The sequence below is a fragment of the Halomonas sp. ISL-56 genome (assembly GCF_018612805.1).
Lineage (GTDB): Bacteria > Pseudomonadota > Gammaproteobacteria > Pseudomonadales > Halomonadaceae > Vreelandella.
Genome location: NZ_JAGGRO010000010.1, coordinates 45,188 through 62,790, shown reverse-complemented (window position 1 = coordinate 62,790; position 17,603 = coordinate 45,188). Strand labels below are relative to the sequence as shown.

Here is a 17,603-nt window from a genome sequence, read left to right as displayed (position 1 = left end):
TTGGGCGGCCTTTGCCGCCCTTTTTTGAATGAAGATAACGGTAATGGAGCGAACAATAATGATAACGCGTAATACTGTGCCTTTATGGCGTCGCCAAACAACGGCGATTTTTCTCTGCCTTAGCGCGATAGGCAGTGTCGTTGCTGGCGATTATGTTGAAGAGTATCAACCGCCAGTGCATAACGGCTGCGAGCTGGTGCCAAGCGCCCAGTGCGCCAATATGGATTTATCCGGCGGCGACTTTTCGAATCTTGATTTGCAAGGCGCTAACTTTGCGGGCAGCAACTTAGACGGCTCGGATTTTCGCCATAGCAATCTACGTAGCGTCGATTTTGAAGGTGCATCGCTACGCAACGCTAACCTTAATCGCGCGCGTATGCCCAACACCCACCTGCGTGGTGCCGATCTTTCCCATGCCAGTTTGGTTGGGTTGGATAGCTGGAGTATTTATGCCCAGGGAGCGACGTTTGATCATGCTGACCTGACTGGGGCCAATTTGGCGTTCGCTCGACTGTCTGGCGCCAGTATGCAGGGAGCGAAGCTGATGGGCAGCAACCTGGAAATGGCCTGGATGAATAAGGTCAACCTGATAGGGGCGGATCTGCGCGATGCTAACCTGCAAGAAGTCAAAATGAACATTGCCCGTCTTAACGATGCCGATATGACCGGTGCGCGTATCCACTACGGTAACTTCCAAATGGCCCAAATGGAGGGATGTACCGCCTGCCCGTTCGATTGGGAGTGATGCCATCATGTCGACACAACACTCGGCGCACTCTGTGTACCGCTATATCATTTGTTTGGCGTGGATAGCTGGAATCTTTAGCGGAGTGGCGGGGGCTGAAGTGCCCGCCTCGGTGTTTAACCAACAAGGCTATCGGTTACCGCCATTTAAAGCCCCCGTCACTGCACCGCTACCAGGGGTGACCACGTTAGATGACGATACTTTTCAAGTGTTGCTGGAATCGTCGTCGGTCATCCTGGTGGATGTCTACGCGCTAACCTGGCATAACGGCCTTTTTCTGCAGGATTCTCCTCACTTAACGATCCCCGGCAGTATTTGGCTGCCTAATGTGGGCGCTCCTGCTTTGGAAGATGAGTGGCGTGATTACTTCACGCAAACACTCGATGCGCAGCGTGAGAACGCAGAGGCAGCGCCGTTGGTGTTCTTTTGCCGCACCGACTGCTGGCTTTCCTGGAATGCTGCCCGACGGGCTGAGGCAATGGGCTATGAAGAGCTCTATTGGTACCCCAATGGGGTGGATGGCTGGCAAGGGAGCGGTCATCCCTTGGAGGCCGTTTGCCCGCAACTGCCCGCCCATGCTGAGCGAGCTACCTGCGAGCCTTGATGGGCTTATTATCGATAAATAGATTTATTGCCGATAAATCAGCTCGGGCGTTTGGCGGGGCGAAGGCTCCGCTGAACCGCTCTGGCTCTGTAACTGTTTTGTTTGCAACTGCTTTGATTGGCGGGCATTTCGGGGGATAAGAGTCGCTTGTTCAAGGGGGCTTTGGGCGTTTTCTGCGATCAGGCTCTCTAGCAACCCATGCTGGGGAGAGTGCTGGCACACGGGGTCGGTGGCGTTTATATCGCCGGTTAACAAATAAGCTTGGCAACGGCAGCCGCCATGGTCTTTATCGCGCTCGTCGCACTGCTGGCAGAGTGTTGGCATCCACTGGGTGCCGCGAAAACGGTTAAAGGCATCGCTTTGGTACCAAATGTCCTGCAGCGACATCTCTTTTACGTTGGGAAACGCCATCGGCAGTTCCCTGGCGCTATGGCAGGGCAACACGGCGCCATCCGGGGCGACGGTCATAAAAATGCTGCCCCAGCCGCCCATGCATGCTTTTGGCGCTTGTTCAAAGTAGTCCGGCACTACAAACAACAACGACATATCGCGGCCCCTTGCCGCCAGGGTTTCCCGCCAGCGGTTGGTTTCCGCCTCGGCGCGTACCAGCTGTTCCCGGGTAGGCATCAACGCCTGGCGGTTTAAAAACGCCCAGCCGTAATACTGGCAGTTGGCCAGCTCAACAGCATCCGCACCGAGTTCATCACAGAGGGCAATCAGCTCGCCAATTTGATCGATATTGTGCCGATGCAGCACCACGTTCAATACCATAGGGTAGCCAGCGGCTTTGACGGCTTTTGCCATTGCCAGCTTGTTGGCGTGGGCCTTGGCTGAGCCGGCCAGCGCCTGGGCCAGTTCGGGGTCGGCAGCCTGCAGGCTAATCTGAATATGATCTAGGCCTGCCTCTGCCAGAGCGTCTACTCGCTGGGCAGTAAGACCCACGCCGGAGGTCAGCAGGTTGGTATAAAAGCCCAGCGTGCGTGCTTCGCGTACCAGCGCTTCCAGATCCTGGCGAATCAGCGGCTCGCCGCCGGAAAAGCCCAACTGAGCCGCCCCCATGGCTCGCGCCTGGCGCAGCACGCTAAACCACGCTTCGCTATCCAGCTCGTTTTGATAGCGGGTAAAGGCCAGCGGGTTAGAGCAGTAGGCGCACTGCAGCGGGCAGCGGTAGGTAAGTTCTGCCAGCAGCCATAAAGGTGGTGAGGTCGCTTCAGCAGTGCTTTGATTCACCCTGTTTGTATTAGCCACAGTGAACCTTCTTCGCGGCTAGCCAGCCGTTGGCGCGTGCTTCATCGATAAACTCCACGACGTCGTCTGCTAAGGTCTCCGCGCCTGGGTAGCGCCGCTGTAGGGTGGCGATAATGGCGGCGACGGATTGGTGGCCATCGACCTGTTCAAGAATCGCTCCGGCAGTCGTGCTGAGCTTGACCATACCTTCGGGGTAAAGAATGACGTGGCAGCCCTGGATGGCTTCCCACTGTAACCGCCAGCCGCGACGCAGTTGGTAAATGTCTTGCTGTGCCATGTTGAATTCCCCAACGCTAGTCAATCAAAGTCTAGTAAAGTGAGTGCTCAAGCCCACGGTGATACACCGCTTCATGGGTAACAGTGTGGTAAGGCGGACGGCCTAACTGATAGGCCATGGTCATGGCATCCAACATGCTCCACAGCACATCAAGCTTGAATTGCAGGATGTTCAGTGCACGTTGCTGCAGCGCCACCGTCGTACACACGCTTAAGGCGATTTCCAAGCCGTGCTCGACGTCTCGACGGGCTTCGCTGAGGCGCTTACGAAAGTAGCGATAGCCCTGCTCGTTAATCCACGGGTAGTGTAGGGGCCAGGTATCCAGGCGGTTTTGGTGGGCAAGCGGGGCAAACAGCTCGGTAAGCGATGAGATCGCTGCTTCCTGCCAGGGCGCGCGGGCTACAAAGTGGCGGTAGGCATCCACCGCAAAGCGCACGCCGGGTAACACGCGCTCCTGGGAAAGCAGCGTATGACGGTGTAATCCCACGGCTTCACCGAGGGCCAGCCAGGCTTCAATCCCGCCTTCATCTCCGGCATAGCCATCGTGGTCAAGCAGGCGCTGCACCCATCGCCTGCGGGTGGCAGCATCCGGGCAGTTGGCCAGTAGCGCGGCGTCTTTTTGGGGAATCATCAACTGATAGTAAAAGCGGTTAGCCACCCAGCCCTGCAATTGTTCTCGGCTGAGCTCGCCGTTGGCCATCGCCTGCTGAAAAGGGTGGTTAAGGTGGTAGTACTGCCCTTTATTCATCAGCGCTTCACGGAACGCCTCCCGATTGAGCGGGGTGTCAGAAGCGCAGGGCGTTATCGCTGTTAGCGCCATGATCAATCTCCTAATCGTTATTGTGGCTAAGCACAGGTTCTGTGAACACAAGTGCTATTGGCGATAGGGCTATAGCGTGAGTTTCATACCGTCGTAAGCTGTTTCGATGCCTGCGTCCTGGAGTGTTTTTGCCGCCTCGCTGGTGCGGTCTAAAATCGGGTTGGTGTTGTTGATATGAATCAAAATGCGCCGCGTACTGCTGGGTAGCTCGTTCAGTAGCTCACGCATACCGCCGTTGCCATTGAGCGCTAGGTGCCCCATCTGTCGGCCTGTCGAGGTGCCAACGCCTAGTGCCTGCATTTCATCGTCTTCCCACAGGGTGCCGTCCACCATCACCACATCGGCGGCATTTAAGAAACGCATGGCCAGCGGTGTGGGATTGCCAAGCCCTGGGGCGTAACACAGCGACTGACCGCTGCGACGGTCGACAATATACAGTCCTAAATTATCGCCACAGGAAGGCGCACCGCGACGTGGCGAGTAGGGCGGTGCATTGCTGTGTAGCGCAAAGGCGGTAAGCGCGATATCCGGCAGGAAGGGAATCGAAAACTCGACAACCTCCTGATGATCTTCCAAGCCAACCGGCTGCCAGCGCAGCCCGCCCCAGTGCTCCAACATCGGGAACAGTGGAAACCCAGTAGATAAATCGTTATGTACATTGGGCGTGCACCATACATCCAGTGGGCAGCCCTCTCTTAGGGAAAGTAGCCCGGTGACGTGGTCGATCTGGGCATCCACCAGGAGTACGCCACGTATACCGCTGCCACGCAGTTCGTTAGGCCATAATTCCGGGTTGGCGTTGAGCTGGGCGCGAATGTCAGGGGAGGCGTTGCATAGCAGCCACTGTTTGCCATCAACGCTTAACGCAATGGATGACTGAGTGCGTGGTTGATGGTCGCCGCTGCCTTGGCGAGCGTGTAAGCAGTTCGGGCAGTTGCAATTCCACTGAGGAAAACCGCCACCTGCGGCAGCCCCAAGAACTAAAATCTTCATAGGCTGGCCTCCTACGTTGGTGCTGCGGTGAAAGCCCCTGCCTAGTACGAGCGAGTTGATCTAGACAGGGGCTGCGACTTAGCGGGTAGAGATATACAGCGTTACTTCAAAGCCAAGGCGCATATCTTGATATGTCGGTTTCGTCCACATAAGTAACTCTCCTGCGTTGTTAAGCATGTTGTTGTGAGTGGTTTACTACACATGTTGGTGCGGGCACTGTCAGCGGTTAAGCGTTATTGCCGTGCCCGCTTCTTCAGTTAATCACTGGTAGAGCCAACTGCCTGCGGTACTTTGGAAGTAGTTTTCTCGCTCTTTTGGTGGGGCTTGAAGCCTCAATCAGCCCATGTTGTAGTTAAACAACCCAGTTGAATCAAAGGTTGAATAGTATCTGGCGGCCACCCCGTTAGATCCTAGACTGCTAAAAGATGGTATGACTAACGTCGAAATGGGCAGTGCCCAATCTCTGTGTGGTGGCGCTGTGGGAAGGTAACAGCAGCAGGAAACAACGCAGAAAACAACAAAGGAGAACGCGAGTGAAAATAGGTGCACCGAAAGAGAGTGCCCGGGGGGAAGCGCGTGTCGCGCTAACCCCCGAGAGCGCTAAACAGATCCAGAAGCTGGGCCACGAGTGCTTGGTAGAAAGCGGCGCAGGCTTGGCGGCGGGCTTTAATGACGACACTTATCGTGAGGCGGGCGTTACCGTGGTCGAAGGAGCGGAAGCGCTCTGGAACGACGCTGAGGTGGTGATTAAAGTCCGCGAGCCCTCTGATCAAGAGGCCGAGCGGCTGCGCAAAGGCCAAACCTTGATTGCCTTCTTCTGGCCAGCGCAAAACGAAGCGCTGCTGGAGAAGTGCAAGGCCCAGGGCGCCACCGTTATCGCGATGGATATGGTGCCGCGTATTTCCCGCGCGCAGAAGATGGACGCGCTCTCCTCCATGGCCAATATCGCCGGCTACCGGGCGGTGATTGAAGCGGGCAATAACTTTGGCCGCTTCTTTACCGGTCAGGTAACGGCGGCAGGTAAAGTGCCCCCCGCCAAGGTGCTGGTGATCGGTGCAGGGGTGGCGGGCTTGGCGGCGATCGGTACTGCCACCAGTCTGGGCGCCGTGGTGCGCGCCTTTGACGTACGCCCTGAGGTTTCTGAGCAGATCGAGTCCATGGGCGCCGAGTTCCTGTTCCTCGATTTTGACGAGAGCCAGGACGGTTCTGAAAGCGGCGGCTATGCCTCACCTTCAAGCCCTGAGTTTCGCGAGAAACAGCTTGAGTGCTTCCGCGAGCAGGCGCCCGATGTGGATATCGTGATTACCACGGCGCTGATTCCCGGTCGGCCCGCGCCCAAACTGTGGCTGGAAGATATGGTTGCGGCGATGAAACCGGGTTCGGTGGTTATCGATTTGGCGGCAGAGAAGGGCGGCAACTGTGACCTTACCAAGCCCGATGAGCGGGTGGTATCGGATAACGGCGTTGTGGTGGTTGGCTACACTGACTTCCCTTCGCGTATGGCCACCCAGTCATCCCTGCTCTACGCCACCAATATCCGCCATATGCTGACCGACCTAACGCCTGAGAAAGAGGGCGTGATCAATCACAATATGGAAGACGATGTGATTCGGGGCGCCACGGTAACCCACCAAGGCGAAATCACCTTCCCGCCGCCTCCGCCCAAAGTCAAAGCGATTGCGGCCGCTAAGCCGAAGAAGAAAGAGAAAGCGCCTACGCCAGAGGAGAAAAAAGCCGCTGAGCTAGCCACCTTTAAAGCGCAAACCAAACGTCAAGTGGGGTTGTTGGCTGTCGGTGGCGCACTAATGCTGCTGTTGGGCCAGGTGGCCCCGGTGTCGTTTATGCAGCACTTTATCGTCTTTGTACTGGCCTGCTTTATTGGCTTCCAGGTGATTTGGAACGTCAGCCACTCGCTGCATACACCGCTGATGGCGGTGACGAACGCGATTTCGGGCATCATTATTTTGGGGGCGATTCTGCAGATTGGCTCCGGCAGCGCCGTGGTAGGCGTGCTGGCGGCGATCTCGGTGCTTATCGCGTCAATCAATATCGTGGGTGGCTTCCTGGTGACACGCCGGATGCTGGCCATGTTCCAAAAATCCTAAGCGGCGGAGAGACGATATGTTAGGTCAAGGATTCGTATCTGCCGCGGCGATCGCGGCAAGTGTGCTGTTTATTCTGTCGCTGGGCGGCTTGAGTAACCAGGAAAAAGCCAAGCGGGCCGTGTGGTACGGCATTGTGGGTATGGCGTTGGCTGTTTGTTTTACCGCTTTAGGGCCGGGTATTGGCGGCTACTGGTGGTTAATTCCGATGATGGTGATTGGTGCTGGCATCGGCGTCTATGTGGCGGGCAAGGTCGAGATGACCGAAATGCCGCAACTCGTGGCAGCGCTGCACAGTTTTGTCGGCTTGGCCGCGGTGTTTGTGGCCTGGAGCGCAGATTTAGAGCGCCGCCGGGTACTGGCGGCACAAGCGGTCGATGGCGCTATGCAGGAGTTTTCGGCGTTTGCCGCGCTGGTCGCCACCAAGGCGCCTGACGAGCTTACTTTTCTGCAGATTGAAGTCGTGTTCGCTATCTTTATCGGTGCAGTGACCTTCACTGGTTCGGTGGTGGCGTTCGGTAAGCTGGCCGGTAAAGTGGATGGCAAGCCGCGTCAACTGCTCGGTGGGCATATGCTTAACGCCGGAGCGGCGGTGCTTTCGCTAGTGTTGGCGATTCTCTACCTGAACGGTGCAGGCTTCTGGACGTTGATTGTGCTCACAGCGCTGTCGTTGTTTATCGGTTACCACCTGATCATGGGCATTGGTGGTGCGGATATGCCGGTGGTAGTTTCCATGCTTAACAGCTACTCCGGCTGGGCGGCGGCGGCCATCGGCTTCACGCTTTCCAACGACCTGCTGATTGTGACCGGTGCACTGGTGGGCTCATCCGGTGCGATTCTCTCTTACATCATGTGTAAGGCGATGAACCGCAACTTTGTTAACGTGATTCTGGGTGGCTTTGGCGGAAGCTCTGGGCCCGCAGCGGAAATTGAGGGCGAGCAGGTCGCGATTGATGCTGGCGGTGTGGCAAGCGCGCTGAACGATGCTGATAGCGTGATTATCGTGCCGGGTTACGGTATGGCGGTGGCCCAGGCGCAAACCGCAGTGAGCGATTTGGTACGCAAGCTGCGTGCTTCGGGTAAAACCGTGCGTTTTGCGATTCACCCGGTAGCCGGGCGCTTACCTGGGCATATGAACGTGCTGCTGGCGGAAGCCAAAGTGCCTTACGACATTGTGTTGGAAATGGACGAAATCAACGACGATTTCCCTACCACCGATGTGGTGATCGTGATTGGCTCTAACGATATCGTTAACCCCGCTGCCGAAGAGGATCCCAATAGCCCCATCGCCGGTATGCCGGTGTTGAAGGTATGGGAGGCCAAGCAGGTGTTTGTCAGTAAGCGCGGCCAGGGCACCGGCTACTCCGGAATCGAGAACCCGCTGTTCTTCAAAGACAACACGCGCATGTTCTACGGTGATGCCCGGGATAGCTTAAATACGCTGCTGCCGTTAATTGATTAGGCCTAGGCAACTAGCGACCTATGCAACCTAGCAAGAAGCTAAATATCAAGAGTGATTAGGTACTGAGCCCGCGATTATTCGCGGGCTTTTTTGTCGACTCTAGTGCTTCCCTGGCTGCATGCTTTGAGTACTCCTGCTATGGTCAGCTACCGCCTCTTTTGTTGAGCACCTTCTGCTATGAATCAACGCCCCAATCCCCGGGTGCTGCTGCGCCTGCTGGGTCTACTGCGTCCCTACCGCAGTCGTTTAGCGCTTGCTGGCTTGGCACTACTATTGGCCTCGGGAAGCGTGTTGCTGCTGGGTAACGGACTGCGCTTGGTCATCGACCGCGGCTTTTTGGCAGCGGATGAGCAAGCGTTGGCGCAAATGCTGGGTTTGATGCTGGTAGTGGTCTCGGTGCTGGCGCTGGCCTCCGCGCTGCGTTACTACCAGGTCACCTGGATTGGCGAGCGCTTGGCCGCCGACCTGCGCCAGCGGGTGTTCGATCATTTACTCACCTTGGAGCCCAGCTTTTTTGAGAGTGCCAGCGACGGCCGTGCCGCAGGCGAGATTGCATCGCGGTTAACCGCGGACACCAGTGTCTTGCAGAGCCTGTTTGGCTCTTCGGTGTCGCTGGCGCTGCGCAACCTGGTCATGCTGGTGGGGGCGGTGGTGCTAATGCTGGTGACTCAGCCATGGCTCTCGGCGATGGTGCTGATTGGTATCCCCGCGACCCTTCTGCCCATCGTATGGTATGGCCGACGGGTGCGGCGGCTCTCCCGCACCAGCCAGGATCGCGTAGCGGAGCTTGGCCGCTATGCCGAAGAGGCGCTAAGCGGTATTAAAACGATTCAAGCGTTTACCCATGAGGCGGTGGATAAAACCCACTACGGCCAGCGCGTAGAGCAGGCGTTCGGTAGCGCCATCGAGCGCACCCAGCAGCGCGCCTGGCTAACCGGTATTGCCATGCTGGTGGTGTTCACTGCCGTTGGCTTAATGCTTTGGCAGGGCGGCCAGGCGGTACTCGCGGGCACCATTAGTGCCGGTGAGCTGTCGGCGTTTATTTTCTACGCCGTATTAGCGGCAGGCGCTATAGCGACACTCGCTGAAGTGGCGGGGGATGTGCAGCGCGCGGCGGGTGCAGCGGAGCGCTTATTGGAATTGCTCGATACCCCGCCTGTTATTCACTCGCCCATGGAGCCGTATAGCCTACCGAAACCTTTACGGGGTGAGATTACCCTGGAGAGCGTCAGCTTTACCTACCCTGGCCGGGAAACCGCAGCGCTTGAAGGGTTTGATCTGCATATCCAGCCAGGGGAACGGGTGGCCGTGGTGGGGCCTTCGGGGGCGGGTAAGAGCACGCTGCTCGCACTGTTGCTACGCTTTTATGATCCTATTCAGGGGCGTATCACGCTTGATGGTAGCGATATCCGCAGCTTAGATCTTGCTGCCTTGCGCGGAGCCATGGGGTTGGTGGCCCAAGAGCCTGTGCTGTTTAGCGGCTCGGTGGCCGAAAATCTGCGTTACGGAGATGCTGACGCGGATATCGATAGATTGCGTATAGCCGCCCAGGATGCCAGCGCTCTCGACTTTATTGATGCGCTGCCCCAAGGCTTTGATACGCCCCTCGGCCCCGGTGGCGTGCAGCTTTCTGGTGGCCAGCGTCAACGGCTGGCCATTGCCAGGGCATTGCTCAAAAATCCCGCGGTGCTATTGCTCGATGAAGCCACCAGCGCCCTGGATGCCGAGAGCGAGCGCCTAGTGCAGCAGGCGCTGGACAGGCTAATGGTCGGGCGTACAAGCATCGTGATCGCCCATCGGCTGGCGACAGTCATTGCCGCTGATCGACTGCTGGTGCTTGATGGTGGGAAGCTGGTTGCGGCGGGCACCCACGCCGAATTGATCAACACCAGCGAACTCTATCGTCATTTAGCCGCGTTGCAGTTTGGCGGCGAAACGTTATAAAACTATTCTTTTAAAGATGGGAATACCGATGTCGACCTTTTTTCAGCGCCTTAACGCCATCAACGCCCCTTCGATTGGTCTGGGCTGTATGAACCTCTCCCACGGTTACGGCAGCATCGTGCCGGAAAGCGCGGCTCTACGGGCGCTGGATGAGGCCTTCGATATGGGCTATCGCCATTTCGACACCGCTACGCTGTATGGCGCCACAGCCAATGAGAAAGTGGTCGGGCGCGCCCTGGAGGGCAAGCGGCACCAGCTCTTTCTGGCCAGTAAATGCGGTATGGCGATGGATCCTGAATCGGGCAAGCGGGTGATTGACGGCCGCCCGGAAACCCTGCGCAAACAGTGCGAAGCGAGCCTTTCGCGCCTGCGTACCGACCATTTGGATCTCTACTACCTGCACCGCCTGGATCGTCAGGTGCCCATTGAGGAAAGCGTGGGGGCACTGGGGCGTTTAGTGGAAGAGGGCAAGATAGGTGGTGTGGGGCTATCCGAAATATCAGCGATCACGCTGCGCCGCGCGGTGGCAGAGTACCCTATCGCCGCAGTGCAGTCGGAATACTCGCTATGGACGCGCAACCCGGAAATCGCCCTGATCGAGGAGTGCCGTGAAGTGGGAGCTGCCCTGGTCGCGTTTAGCCCTCTGGGTCGAGGCTTCTTAACCGGTGCCATTCAGGATCCGGCGCGTTTAGTAGAGGGCGATATGCGTCGCAATATGCCGCGCTTCAGCGCCGACAACTACCCGCATAATTTAAAGCTGTTTGAACACTTAGCGGCGCTGGCGCAGGCTTTAAGCGTCACGCCGGGGCAACTGGTGCTGGCATGGCTGAAAGCCCAAGGTGACGATATTATTCCTATTCCTGGCACCCGATCGCCTGATCATATGCGCGAAAACCTAGCCGCGGAAACGCTGCGCCTTGATGTCACCACTTTGTCTCAGTTGAATGCCATGATGACGCCAGACCAAGTGGCAGGCGCACGCTACAGCGAAGCTCAGCAGGCGGATATCGACACGGAAGAATTTTAACCACTGTAGCGCTAGCAATCGGTCGATGTATAAAAACTATTAGATCGGTCGCTAAAAGCAAATTGTGCCTATGATGTTTCTGCTTTAAAACAGTACCAAGTGAGTGAAGCGCCCTTTTCCTGCACAGCAGGTGAACCGATACATATCGTAAGGGCGCTCACCGTTAATTGACTTGGTAGCTGCTAAGATAAATGCAACCAAGACAAAAACAGCTAACGCAAAATAGAGTTAGAGGGAGAGAGCTATGAGTGGTAAATGTCCAGTAATGCACGGTGGTAATACCTCCACAGGCACGTCAAACAAAGACTGGTGGCCGGAAGGGATTAACCTGGATATCTTGCACCAGCATGACCGCAAAACAAACCCGATGGATGCAGATTTTGACTATCGGGAAGAGGTCAGAAAGCTCGATTTTGACGCGCTCAAGCAAGACGTTCACGCGCTGATGACCGACAGCCAAGCCTGGTGGCCGGCCGACTGGGGCCACTACGGCGGTCTAATGATCCGTATGGCGTGGCACTCCGCGGGTACTTATCGCCTGGCCGACGGCCGGGGTGGCGGCGGTACTGGCAGCCAGCGTTTCGCTCCCCTCAACTCTTGGCCGGATAACGTCAGCCTGGATAAAGCGCGGCGCTTGCTGTGGCCGATCAAGAAAAAGTATGGCAACAAAATTAGCTGGGCTGACCTGATGATCCTGGCGGGCACCGTTGCCTATGAATCCATGGGGCTACCGGCTTATGGTTTCTCATTTGGCCGCGAAGATATCTGGGCCCCGGAAAAAGACATCTACTGGGGTGATGAAAAAGAGTGGTTGGCGCCTTCTGACGAGCGCTATGGCGATGTTGAAAAGCCGGAAACCATGGAAAACCCGCTAGCCGCGGTACAGATGGGGCTTATCTACGTTAACCCTGAAGGTGTTAACGGTGTGCCCGACCCGCTGAAAACCGCTCAGCAGGTGCGTGAAACTTTCGCCCGTATGGCAATGAACGACGAAGAGACCGCCGCGCTCACCGCCGGTGGCCACACGGTAGGTAAGTGTCACGGTAACGGCGACGCAGCCGCTCTTGCTGCTGAACCTGAAGCCTCAGGCGTTGAAAATCAGGGCTTTGGCTGGGGCAACCCAACTATGGGTGGCAAGGCGAGCAATGCCGTGACCTCTGGCATTGAAGGCGCCTGGACTACCAATCCGACCCAGTTCGATATGGGCTATTTTGACCTGCTGTTCGGCTATGAGTGGGAACTGCGCAAGAGCCCTGCGGGCGCTCACCAGTGGGAGCCGGTGAACATCAAGGAAGAAGACAAGCCGGTTGACGCCAGCGACCCTTCTATCCGCCACAATCCGATCATGACGGATGCGGATATGGCCATGAAGATGGATCCGGCCTACCGTGCCATTTGTGAAAAATTCATGGCGGATCCGGAGTACTTCAAGCAGACGTTCGCCAAGGCCTGGTTCAAACTGACCCACCGTGACCTAGGCCCGAAAGCGCGTTACATCGGCCCGGAAGTGCCCGCTGAAGACCTGATCTGGCAGGATCCCATCCCAGCTGGCAGCACTGATTACAGCGAAGAAGTGGTGAAGCAGAAAATCGCCGAAGCCGGCCTGAGCATCAGCGACATGGTCAGTACTGCTTGGGACAGCGCGCGTACATACCGCGGCTCTGATATGCGTGGCGGTGCCAACGGTGCCCGCATTCGCTTGGCGCCTCAGAAAGATTGGGAAGGCAACGAGCCCGCTCGCCTTTCCAGCGTATTAGCGGTCTACGAGAAGATCTCTGCCGACACCGGCGCAAGCCTTGCCGACGTGATCGTTCTGGCCGGTAGTTTCGCCATTGAGAAAGCCGCCAAAGCGGCAGGCTATGACGTTCGCGTACCTTTCCTGAAAGGGCGTGGCGATGCTTCTGCCGAAATGACCGATGGCGAATCTTTCGAGCCGCTAGAGCCGCTGGCTGACGGTTTCCGCAACTGGCAGAAGAAAGACTACGTGGTCAAGCCGGAAGAGCTGCTGTTGGATCGCGCTCAACTGATGGGGCTGACAGGGCCGGAAATGGTCGTGTTACTGGGTGGTATGCGTGTGCTCGGCACCAACTATGGTGGCACCAAGCACGGCGTATTCACCGACCGTGAAGGCCAGTTGACCAACGACTTCTTCGTCAACTTGACCGATATGGGCAACAGCTGGAAGCCGGTGGGCAAAAATGCCTACGAGATTCGCGACCGTCAAACCGACGCCGTGAAATGGACGGCTACCCGCGTTGACCTAGTGTTCGGTTCCAACTCGCTGCTGCGCTCCTACGCAGAAGTCTACGCCCAGGACGACAACGACGAGAAGTTCGTCAAAGACTTCGTCGCTGCCTGGACGAAAGTGATGAACGCGGATCGCTTCGACGTCGCGTAAGTACTCCTACTAACTACTGGGTGCTTTAGCCTCAGTAGATAAGCCTAGCCCGCATTTTTGGATGCGGGCTTTTTTATATTGTCTGGCACAACATTTACATTAATGTTTGGAGTGAAGTATGACGCTAGCGCCAATCGTGAGGCTATGTTAACTTTGTTTTCTGTCTAAGTGCTGAGTGTGGAGAGTTTTATGCTGTTTTGGGTCGCTGCCTTTGCAGTATTTGCTCTGCTTTATGCTTGGTACATGCTGATTATTGCTAGGCGTAACGCCACGTTAGATGCGCTAGCGGGCGTTGATGTGCAATTGAAAAAACGCCACGATTTGATTCCTAATGTACTGACGATTGCGAAACGCTTTATGCAGCATGAGCAGCAGTTGCTAGACGACATTACCCGGCTTAGAACCGAAGCCTTCTCTGCACTGCAGCAGACGGCGCAAAGCCACAACGCTTCTGATGTAGCCTCCCACTTTGCACTGGAGCAGCAATTACAGGGTGCAATGAGTCGCTTGATGGTGCAAGCCGAGGCCTATCCAGAGCTGACTTCTGCTGGCCCTATGGTTAATGCCCAACAAACTTACGTAGAAGTAGAGACCAACATCGCCGCTGCTCGGCGCTTCTACAACACCTCTGTCAGGCGGCTGCGAAATATCACGGAGATATTTCCAGGGTCTGTGCTTGCATCGGCTATGTCGATTGATAAATATCCTTTTTTTCAAGCAGACAGTGATGCGCATCAACCCGTTGATGCAAAATCGCTACTTAATTAAAGGCTATGATGTCTACCGAACAGCAAGGTGAGCTGCAGCCCTATCGGCGCAATATTGCGTCACAACGTTGGCTGGTGGCCGTAGATTTTATTCTCAATAAAATTAGTGCCAGATTAGCGCTACGGTTTGGCAGAAATCGCCAGCCACCCAGCTTAGCATCGGCAGCAGTAAAGGATGTACTGCAACAACACCGTGATGATATTCATCAGCTGGAAGTTGAGCGCCAACGTTTGCAAAGCCAAGCAGACTTATTGGGTAACAAGCTGCTCCCCGCCTTTTTGCTGGCGGCTGCGGCTTTTGCTGGCTGGACGGTCTTGTCGCAGCTTTGGATGTTAATAAATGGCGGCGATTTTAATTTGTCCTTTTTTATGTCTGTGCTGTCACCCTTTTTCTGGGCCATTATGCTAGCCGTTGGGATTAGTTACCTTAGTTTTGCTGGTTCCTATCTGAACTACATCGATAACTGTAAACAGCGACTGATACCACTATTACTAACTGAGTTTGGAAAGTTGGACTACCAGCGCTATGGCGCTATACCAATACAACCATTGGCGGCATCAGGTATTTTGCCGCCACATAATGGAGACGTATTTCAAGAAGACTATATCGTTGGGTATTATCGACAGTGCCATTTTCAGGTCAGCCACACCGAGTTTTACGGTCGGCAGCGCGGCCATCAACGGGCTCGCAAAAAATTTCATGGCTTGATGCTGTATTTAGCTGCGCCAACTGGCTTTGAGGGTGTCACCACTCTTGTGCAGCAAAGAACCTTGACGTCACGTTTTAAGCTAACAACTGATGTTGCCAACACAGAGCAAGTATTCCTGGAAGATGCGGATTTTAATCAGCGCTTTACTGTTTATAGCACCGACCAAATTGCTGCCAGAGCTTGGCTAACACCTGCATTAATGCAGCGCTTGCTTAGTTTATCTGATCAATATGCCGATGCAGGTATAGCGGTGAGCATGTTTAATCAGCAAGTATTATTACTGCTCAACACTGATCAACAAGCGCTGACGACACCTGATTCAGAAATAGCCGTAGCTGACCTACCCTTTTGCGGGCAGTTGCACAGTGAACTGCAAAATATCTTCACTGTGCTTGAGTTGTTTCAAAACAGCCGATCCTAGCCTAGGTGCTGTATGAAACTAAAAAGCACCCAATGGAGTGCTTTTTAGTCTTACTAATGATGAGGAGAGGAGTTAGAACGCTTCCCACTCCACCACTTCATGTTTTTGCTTGACTGCCTGGGTATGACGCGCCGTTTGAGTTAATTCAGTGTTTGGTGCTGAACGCGTTTTGTGTATTGCCGTATAGGGCAGCGCTGTAGCGCTGTTTTCACTGAGCACAAACTCACTCATCAGCTGATCAAGCCTCTGAGCATTGTCGCGCATATTGGTGGCAAGGTTGGCGCTTTGACTGACCATGGCGGCATTCTTCTGGGTCATCATATCCATCTCGGCAACCGCCGTGTTGACCTGTTGAATGCCTGCGGTTTGTTCCCGCGCACCGGCGGCAATCTCGGCGATGACATCCGATACCTGGGTCACGCTGTGGCGAATCTCATTCATACGTTCAGCCGCCGCCTTAACGATGTCGCTGCCTTCTTTAGAGTGACTGACCGACATATCAATTAACGCACGAATATCATGCGCTGCCGATGCCGAGCGACTGGCTAGCGTGCGTACTTCGCTAGCGACCACCGCGAAACCACGACCTTGCTCACCGGCACGGGCAGCTTCTACTGACGCATTAAGCGCTAAAATGTTGGTTTGAAATGCAATCGAGTCAATCAAGCCGATAATGTTGCTGATTTTATTGGCTGACTCGTTGATCGCGGCCATCTTGGCTTCCATTTGAGTCATGGACTCTGTGCCGCGCTCTGAAGCACTGGCGGCTTCCAGTGCAAGACTATTTGCCTGCTCGGAAGCCTGGGAGGTATGCGCTACCGTGGAGTGAATTTGCTCCATTGAAGCGGAGGTTTCCTGGAGATTGGCCGCCGCTTGCTCGGTACGCGATGAAAGCTCATGGGTACCATCCGCCATATCGCTGGCATCTGAGAGTACCGTGCGGGCATTTTGGCGTACTTCCTGAAGGGTGGACTGCATGCGCTCGACGAAGGCATTAAAGCCATGGGCAAGATCACCGATTTCATCCTGGGTTTTGGCTTCCAATCGGCGCGTTAAATCGCCTCTACCTTGGGCAATATCCGCCATGGCGCTGGCGGTATGTTTGATGGGGGCAAGCGAGCGCCGCGCTGCATAGGCAACCACAACCAACAATACGATCAGCAGCAGCCCACCGGCCAGCAGCAGTGACTGTAGCAGCTTGTTGGTCACTGTCGTAAAGGCGGCAATGGGCACCGTCACCCCCACCACCCAGGAGGTACCTTCCACCGGGCTCCACATGAGAATAGTGTGCTCCCCGCTGGGCATGGTGATTTCGCCAGAGCCCGCCGTGCCGCTGAGTATTTGCTGACTCAGTGCATCCAGACCTTGGTAGCCCTGCTGGTCGGCATCGGTGTAGTTAAGCGACATGCGGTACTCTTCAACCGGATGAGCAATGACTTGCCCCTGGCTGTCGATTAACCAGCCATAGCTGCCTTCGCCTACATTGATATCAGAGGTGATATCAGACACGGCGGCCATGGAGACAGTCATACCTAGCAACCCCGCTCGATTGCCGCGCTCATCGAAGACCGTATCGGCAACAATTGCGGTAGGCAGGCCGCTAACCATGGAGATAACAGGATCACTTAGCAGGCTATCCTGAGTACCGTCAGTCACTAGGGCTTTAAAATACGGACGTTCAGCTATCTGTAAATTAACCCCCGCGTGGGTTAGGGTCGCGCCAGATGCGTCAGTAAAGAACAGTGACTCAATGGTGCCTCCCGGTGGGTAGCGCTTTTCGAGCCATTCCCGGTGAGACGCAAGCGGTACGTCTTCCACCAAACGCTCATCCTGAGCAAGCACGGCTATCCAATTACGGTACCCGGTAATCCAGCGGCTGATTTCATCTGCCCGTGCTTCTACCTGCCGCTTACCGGCATTATCGATTAGCGCAGGAATGGCCTGGTTAAGCTGTTGATTGACGACAAAACCTAAAATGACGGCCACCACTAAGAGGGGGATAGCGACAGCGACCAGCAGTTTCTGCGTCAGAGAAAGACGAGAAATTTTTTTCATTTGTTGCCTCGATGTGTAGGCCAGAAGCAG

15 protein-coding genes are annotated in these 17,603 nt (G+C 55.6%); 9 read left to right on the top strand and 6 right to left on the bottom strand.

The window, feature by feature from the left end:
- Positions 1-58 precede the first annotated feature (58 nt).
- Both J7J49_RS07785 and J7J49_RS07780 read left to right on the top strand, forming a co-directional pair.
- Positions 59-745 carry a pentapeptide repeat-containing protein gene (locus tag J7J49_RS07785; protein ID WP_215091558.1) on the top strand — a complete coding sequence of 229 codons (687 nt, stop codon included), beginning with the start codon at positions 59-61 and terminating at the stop codon, positions 743-745.
- A 7-nt stretch (positions 746-752) separates the two neighbouring features.
- The gene (locus tag J7J49_RS07780; protein ID WP_215091555.1) at positions 753-1,349 is read left to right on the top strand and encodes a rhodanese-like domain-containing protein; all 597 of its coding nucleotides are present in this window, start codon (positions 753-755) and stop codon (positions 1,347-1,349) included.
- Positions 1,350-1,373: 24 nt separating this feature from the next.
- Here J7J49_RS07780 and pqqE read toward each other — a convergent pair whose 3' ends face one another.
- The 5 genes from pqqE to pqqA form a co-directional block, all read right to left on the bottom strand.
- Positions 1,374-2,597, bottom strand: coding sequence for a pyrroloquinoline quinone biosynthesis protein PqqE (gene pqqE / locus J7J49_RS07775; protein WP_353048355.1), 1,224 nt, complete (start codon positions 2,595-2,597; stop codon positions 1,374-1,376).
- Positions 2,590-2,874: a pyrroloquinoline quinone biosynthesis peptide chaperone PqqD gene (pqqD, locus tag J7J49_RS07770; protein WP_215091553.1), complete on the bottom strand. Its 285-nt coding sequence runs from the start codon at positions 2,872-2,874 to the stop codon at positions 2,590-2,592. Before pqqD ends, pqqE begins: the two co-directional genes overlap by 8 nt.
- A gap of 31 nt (positions 2,875-2,905) precedes the next feature.
- Complete coding sequence (pqqC, locus tag J7J49_RS07765; protein WP_215091551.1) at positions 2,906-3,694, bottom strand: pyrroloquinoline-quinone synthase PqqC; 789 nt, start codon at positions 3,692-3,694, stop codon at positions 2,906-2,908.
- Between the two features lie 69 nt (positions 3,695-3,763).
- Entirely contained in the window at positions 3,764-4,687 is a 924-nt protein-coding gene (pqqB, locus tag J7J49_RS07760) for a pyrroloquinoline quinone biosynthesis protein PqqB (RefSeq protein ID WP_215091549.1), read from the bottom strand.
- A 78-nt stretch (positions 4,688-4,765) separates the two neighbouring features.
- A complete protein-coding gene (gene pqqA, locus J7J49_RS07755; protein WP_009722990.1) occupies positions 4,766-4,837 on the bottom strand; it encodes a pyrroloquinoline quinone precursor peptide PqqA in 72 nt (23 codons plus the stop codon).
- A gap of 383 nt (positions 4,838-5,220) precedes the next feature.
- Here pqqA and J7J49_RS07750 point away from each other — a divergent pair, with 383 nt between their 5' ends.
- From J7J49_RS07750 to J7J49_RS07720, 7 genes are all read left to right on the top strand, one after another.
- Positions 5,221-6,792, top strand: a complete 1,572-nt coding sequence (locus tag J7J49_RS07750) for a Re/Si-specific NAD(P)(+) transhydrogenase subunit alpha (RefSeq protein ID WP_215091546.1) — start codon at positions 5,221-5,223, stop codon at positions 6,790-6,792.
- A gap of 16 nt (positions 6,793-6,808) precedes the next feature.
- The gene (locus J7J49_RS07745; RefSeq protein WP_215091544.1) at positions 6,809-8,251 is read left to right on the top strand and encodes an NAD(P)(+) transhydrogenase (Re/Si-specific) subunit beta; all 1,443 of its coding nucleotides are present in this window, start codon (positions 6,809-6,811) and stop codon (positions 8,249-8,251) included.
- A gap of 177 nt (positions 8,252-8,428) precedes the next feature.
- Positions 8,429-10,195 (top strand): ABC transporter transmembrane domain-containing protein, encoded by a 1,767-nt coding sequence (locus J7J49_RS07740; protein ID WP_215091542.1) that lies wholly within the window; start codon positions 8,429-8,431, stop codon positions 10,193-10,195.
- 28 nt (positions 10,196-10,223) lie between these two features.
- On the top strand, positions 10,224-11,222 hold the full coding sequence (locus J7J49_RS07735; protein ID WP_215091540.1) for an aldo/keto reductase: 999 nt from the start codon (positions 10,224-10,226) through the stop codon (positions 11,220-11,222).
- A 244-nt stretch (positions 11,223-11,466) separates the two neighbouring features.
- Positions 11,467-13,620 carry a catalase/peroxidase HPI gene (gene katG, locus J7J49_RS07730; protein WP_215091538.1) on the top strand — a complete coding sequence of 718 codons (2,154 nt, stop codon included), beginning with the start codon at positions 11,467-11,469 and terminating at the stop codon, positions 13,618-13,620.
- Positions 13,621-13,809: 189 nt separating this feature from the next.
- On the top strand, positions 13,810-14,388 hold the full coding sequence (locus tag J7J49_RS07725; protein WP_215091536.1) for a LemA family protein: 579 nt from the start codon (positions 13,810-13,812) through the stop codon (positions 14,386-14,388).
- A gap of 8 nt (positions 14,389-14,396) precedes the next feature.
- On the top strand, positions 14,397-15,518 hold the full coding sequence (locus tag J7J49_RS07720) for a DUF3137 domain-containing protein (protein ID WP_215091534.1): 1,122 nt from the start codon (positions 14,397-14,399) through the stop codon (positions 15,516-15,518).
- A gap of 72 nt (positions 15,519-15,590) precedes the next feature.
- Here the strand turns inward: J7J49_RS07720 and J7J49_RS07715 are convergent, their stop codons facing one another.
- A complete protein-coding gene (locus J7J49_RS07715) occupies positions 15,591-17,573 on the bottom strand; it encodes a methyl-accepting chemotaxis protein (RefSeq protein WP_064235480.1) in 1,983 nt (660 codons plus the stop codon).
- Positions 17,574-17,603: the final 30 nt, after the last annotated feature.